General features: G+C 69.8%; 5 protein-coding genes and 2 tRNA genes. 1 reads left to right on the top strand and 6 read right to left on the bottom strand.

What is annotated here, in order from left to right:
* Both EIO58_RS12115 and EIO58_RS12110 read right to left on the bottom strand, forming a co-directional pair.
* On the bottom strand, positions 1–1,410 hold a 1,410-nt coding region (locus EIO58_RS12115; protein WP_446723921.1), incomplete at its 3' end, for an HAD-IC family P-type ATPase.
* 150 nt (positions 1,411–1,560) lie between these two features.
* Complete coding sequence (locus tag EIO58_RS12110) at positions 1,561–2,538, bottom strand: alpha/beta hydrolase (RefSeq protein WP_240658782.1); 978 nt, start codon at positions 2,536–2,538, stop codon at positions 1,561–1,563.
* 147 nt (positions 2,539–2,685) lie between these two features.
* On the opposite strand from EIO58_RS12110, the gene EIO58_RS12105 reads away from it, so the two are divergent.
* Entirely contained in the window at positions 2,686–3,303 is a 618-nt protein-coding gene (locus tag EIO58_RS12105; RefSeq protein ID WP_127819756.1) for a rhomboid family intramembrane serine protease, read from the top strand.
* Here the strand turns inward: EIO58_RS12105 and EIO58_RS12100 are convergent, their stop codons facing one another.
* From EIO58_RS12100 to EIO58_RS12085, 4 genes are all read right to left on the bottom strand, one after another.
* Positions 3,304–3,558: a helix-turn-helix domain-containing protein gene (locus EIO58_RS12100; protein ID WP_127819755.1), complete on the bottom strand. Its 255-nt coding sequence runs from the start codon at positions 3,556–3,558 to the stop codon at positions 3,304–3,306. It abuts the gene before it with no gap.
* 305 nt (positions 3,559–3,863) lie between these two features.
* Positions 3,864–3,937 (bottom strand) — tRNA-Met (locus tag EIO58_RS12095).
* A gap of 35 nt (positions 3,938–3,972) precedes the next feature.
* Positions 3,973–4,044, bottom strand: a tRNA-Thr gene (locus tag EIO58_RS12090).
* A 62-nt stretch (positions 4,045–4,106) separates the two neighbouring features.
* A partial coding sequence (locus EIO58_RS12085; RefSeq protein ID WP_164861668.1) for a M23 family metallopeptidase occupies positions 4,107–5,300 on the bottom strand: 1,194 nt, incomplete at its 5' end.

Raw genomic sequence — 5,300 nt, 5'->3', positions numbered from 1 at the left:
AGCGGCGGCGGGAACCCGGATGCCCCGGGCACCGGCCGCGCGCACGATGGCCCGGGCGAGCGGGTGCTCGCTGTCGGCCTCGGCGGCCGCGGCGAGCGCGAGCACTGCTTCCGCGTCGAGGTCGGACGCCGTGGCGACGTCCACGACCGTCGGCTCGCCCTTGGTCAGCGTGCCGGTCTTGTCGAGGAGGACCGCGTCGATCGTGCGCATGCTCTCCAGTGCCAGGCGGTCCTTCACGAGCACGCCGCCGCGCGCCGCACGCTCGGTCGCGATCGACACGACGAGCGGGATCGCGAGGCCGAGGGCGTGGGGGCACGCGATCACGAGCACCGTGATGGTGCGCACGACCGCCTCGTCGGGAAGGCCGAACGCGGTCCACACGACCGCGGTGATCGCCGCAGCACCCAGCGCGAACCAGAACAGCCAGCCTGCCGCCCGATCAGCCAGGCGCTGCGCGCGCGACGTCGAGCTCTGCGCCTCCGCGACGAGGCGACGGATCCCGGCGAGCGTGGTGTCGTCGCCGGTCGCGGTGACCTCGACCCGCAGCCCCGAGTCGGTCGCGACCGTGCCCGCCGTGACGGCGTCGCCGGTCGCACGGGCGACCGGACGCGACTCGCCGGTGATCATCGACTCATCCATGTCGGCGCGCCCGTCGAGGATGCGTCCGTCGGCGGGAACGCTGCCGCCCGGCCGCACGACGACGACGTCTCCGACGTGGAGGTCTCCAGGCGCGACCGTCACGGTGCGGTCGCCTTCGACTCGCTCGGCCTCATCGGGAAGGAGCGCCGCGAGGGAGTCGAGCGCCGACGTCGTCTGCGCGAGTGAGCGCATCTCGAGCCAGTGGCCGAGCAGCATGATCACGACCAGCAGCGCGAGCTCCCACCAGAAGTCGAGCTCGTGGTCGAGCAGTCCGAGGCTCGAACCCCAGGACGCGACGAACGCGACCGTGATCGCGAGCCCGATCAGCAGCATCATGCCGGGCGTGCGGGCGCGAAGCTCCGAGACGGCGCCGGTGAGGAACGGCCGGCCGCCCCATGCGTACATGACCGTGCCGAGCACTGGCGAGATCCACGCCACCAGCGGAATGTCGGGGATCGAGTAGCCCAGGAGCATCGCGAACATGCCCGAGAACGCCACGACGGGCACGGCGAGTGCGAGGTTGATCCAGAACAGGCGCCGGAACTGCCCGACGTGATCAGCACCGTGGCCGCCGTGGCCGCCGTGAGTGCTGTGGGCGTCGTGACCTTTCGCCGCGTGATCCATGGCGGAGTGGTCCATCGCCGCGCGATGCTCGGCGGTGCGACCCGTCACGCCGGCGGCGTCGTGCGCGTGGGCGTCGCGCGCGTGGGCGTCGTGCTCGGCGTGGGCATGACTGGAGCCGTGCATGCCGTGATCATGCGGGTCGCTCATCGTGCTCTCCAATCGCGGTGCATCCTTGGTACCCCCTGGGGGTACCACTCCGCAACCCGGTTGTGCCGTCGCCTATTCCATGCTCGCGCCGGCGGCTCGACTCACCTCTGTCTCACCTGGGCGCCCCATCTCGTGGCGTCCGCGCACGGGTCACGACGTGACGGAGTCCAGGTATGCGAGTGTTTCGTCAAGAGCGTGCTGCGCCTCCTCGAGATCGAGGTGGAACTGGTACTCGTGCGGCAGGGCCGGCTCGTGGTCGGCGGGCCAGAACACGTCCGTGACCGGCACATCGAGGCTGCGCAGCCGCTGCGCCATGGGGATCCCCTCGAGCCAGGTCAGACCATCGCCGTTGCCGCCGCTGATGTACGTGGGCGGAAAGTCCGACGTGACGAACTCGATCGTCGACATCGTGGCGCCGGGCGACTCGGCCGCCCAGTCCTTCGTGCCGGTGTACGACCAGAGCGCGATCTTGAAGCCCCAGCCGGCGATGCCGGGCAGGTCGGTCATCGCCCGCATGTCGTACACGCCGCAGTTGAGGATCGCGCCCACGAGCTGGTCGGGAGACCACGCGGGATCGATGTCCATCAGCTCCGCATACTCGGGGTTCGTCACCAGGGTCGCCATCTGGCTCGCGAGCTGGCCGCCCGCGGAGTCGCCGGCGATCACCAGCTGACTCGCGTCGACGGACAGCTCCTCGGCGTGGTCGTCGATGTACGTCATCGCCTCGTTGATCTCGATGACGGCCTTGGGATAGACGCCCTCCGGCCCGAGCGTGTAGTTCACCGCGATCGCGGTGTACCCGGCGTCGGCGAGGATCCGCATGTACGGGTCGACGTCGGCGGTCGATCCGGAGATCCACGCTCCGCCGTGGATCCACACGACGGTGGGCAGCTCCTCCCCGTCATCGGCTGCGGTGTAGACATCGAGGGTGAGGCCGTCGGTGTAGGGGATGCCGGTCATCTCGCGCAGGGCGGTGTCGGGCACGTGCCGGTCCATCTCGGCGGCCGTCGACTTGCCACCCTGTTCGAAGACCGCACGGATCAGCATCGCCGACGGCCACGGCGTCAGCGAGGTGATCACCACCACTGCGAGCACGATCGAGAGGATGACTCCGAGCGTGATCAGCAATCCGCGATGCTTCCTCGCGCGCGCGTGCTTCTCACCGGTCTCCGACGCCATTGCTGTCCCCCGTTGTTCGCGGTCACCCACGATGAGGCTATCGGCTCGCACCCCCTCAGACGCTCAGGGCGCCACGATGGATGCGACGATGGGCATATGACGAGTACGACCCCACCGGATCGCCGCGGCGGCGGATTCCTCGCCCGCGTCGTCCAACCGCTGATCCTGCTCGGCGTCATGTGGGTCGCGCGCGTGCTCGACGACCTGCTCCCCGGCAGCTGGAACCACCTTTACGGGATCGAATCGTGGACGTTCGACGGGCTCGACGGCGTCGTGCTCTCGCCTGCCTTGCACAGCGGGTGGCCGCACCTGCTGTCGAACACGGTGCCGTTCCTCGTCCTCGGGGTGCTCGTCGCGTTGGACGGGATCGGCCGATTCTGGGCGGTCACCGCCATCATCGCGGTGGTCGGCGGACTCGGGACTTGGGCGTTCAACGCGCCCGGCGCCGTCACGGTGGGTGCCTCCGGCCTCGTGTTCGGGTACTTCGGCTACCTGCTCGTCCGGGCTTTCGTCGCGCGGTCGCTGGGCCACGGCATCCTCTATGCCCTCATCGCGATCGCCGTCGCGGTGCTCTACGGCAGCAGCATGCTGGCGGGCATCTTCGGCGCCGCCGAGGGGATCTCGTGGCAGGCGCACCTGTTCGGCGCCATCGGCGGGGGCGCGGCCGCGATCGTCACGCGCCCGAGGCACGTGAACACGCCGCGATCCGCCTGATCAGCGTCCGAGCAGACCGGCCCCGATCGCACCGTCGACCGCACCGCTGCGGCTCGTGATACCGAGCTTGCGGTAGATCGACCCGAGCTGCGAGCTCACGGTGTTGTGCGAGACGAACAGGCGTTCGCCGATCTCGGCGACGGTCAGGTACGTCTGCAGGGACGGAAGGAGGCGCAGCTCGGCGCGGGTGAGAGGCACCGAGCCGCCGAGCGCCGGGTGAGCGCCGGGCGTGCGCCGGAGATTCCTCGATGTCATCGCTCTGACGAGCCGCCCTCCACAGCGGGCCGGATGAGCTTGATCGCCACCGTGCGTCCGAGGACGACATCCTCGGCGCGATACACGCAACCAGCGCAGCCGTCGGGTCGACCCCCACAGCACTCATCAGTTCGTCCTCGCTGCGCGGCGCAGGATGCGCAGCAACCTCTTACGACGGTGACCGCTCGCGACCGACCTGCGCCCCCTTGACGATCGGTCCGCAGGTCACGCGGCGGGGTGGTCTCCCGGCGCCGCGTGGGAATGAAGAAAGCCCCGGAGAATCGGCGACATTCCGGGGCCATCCGTAGCAGGAGCGGGGTTCGAACCCGCGACCTCACGATTATGAGTCGTGCGCTCTCACCAACTGAGCTACCCTGCCGCACCGCATCCGCGGTCACTGAGACGGATGCTGCGAGCCCCGAGTCAGGATTGAACTGACGACCCCTTCCTTACCATGGAAGTGCTCTGCCACTGAGCTATCGGGGCGTGCTGCCTGCTCGCAGCCAACTAGAAGAGGATACCAGAGCTGCGGCACCCTCCTGAACTGATCAGCCCACGGCGTGCGTGCCGTCCGTGTGCTCGCGCAGCCATGCCATCGGGTCGATCGCGGTGGTGCCGTTCACGAGGATCTCGAAGTGCGTGTGGGCGCCGTACGAGCGTCCGGTGTTGCCCGTGCGGCCGAGGATCGTGCCGACCGTGACGTGCTGGCCGGGCGTGACCTGCATCGAGCCGTACTGCATGTGCGCGTAGTGGCTCGAGACCAGCTGGCCGTCGATCATGTGGTCCACGATGACGTGCACGCCGTATGCGCCGCCCGCCTCTGACGCGACACGCACCGTGCCGTCGGCGATGGCCTGAATCGGGGCGCCTGCGCCGGGCGTGAAGTCGACACCCTGGTGCATGCGACCCGAGCGCATGCCGAAGCCGTACGACATCGTCACACCCACGGCGAACGGCCATTGGATGTTCGAGTTCGGGTCGTTGTGGAACAGGTTCGAGAAGTTCTTGATGCCCGCCTCGGACGCCAGCTCGGCCGTCGTCGTCGTGGCGTAGTTCTCGGTGCGCTCGAGCGTGTCGTTCTGGGCGCTCGCTGGCGCGACGTACGCCTGGATCTCGTCCTCGTCGATCTCGGTGACGACGGTGCCCTTCGCAGGTGCGACGACCGACATCGACGCGTCGACGCCCGTCGCGGCGGCGACCGCCGCCACGGGGGTCGTCATGCCGACGGCCATGAGGCCGACGATGCCGATCACGCCGACCGAGAACGACGCGGTCGCGGCGCGCTTGAACGAGGCTCCGCGGACCTCCTTGGCGCGACGAGCGGCCACATGTGGCGTCGACGCCTCGGCGCGCGGTGACTCCGCGGCGGGCGCATCTTCGGCGGCGGGCTCCTGCACCGGAGTCTCGGCGGTGAACGAGAACAGGCGGGCCGCCGCCTCGAACTCGTCGACATCGGATGCCGAGGGCTCGGCGATCGGGCCGGTCAGAGGCTCGATGCGCGCGGTGCGCGGGCGCTCGACATGCGACGGCCGCGGCTGATCGGGGACCTGCGACGCCGGACGCGCGGCGTTCGCAGCAGCAGCGACGGTCCCGGCCGCGACGAACTCGGCGATGGACTCGTCGGCGTGCTCGGTCGGGTTCACGCGACCGGAGGCTCCGCCCGATGCGCCGGCGGCGGGACCGGTCGCGGGCTCGTCGGCGATCGCCTCGCGGGCCGGCTCGAGGAGTTCGAAGGGCTCCGC

Origin of the sequence: Microbacterium sp. CPCC 204701 (assembly GCF_004010105.1) — a bacterium.
Taxonomy (GTDB): Bacteria; Actinomycetota; Actinomycetes; order Actinomycetales; family Microbacteriaceae; genus Microbacterium.
This window is presented reverse-complemented; position numbering and strand designations above follow the sequence as displayed.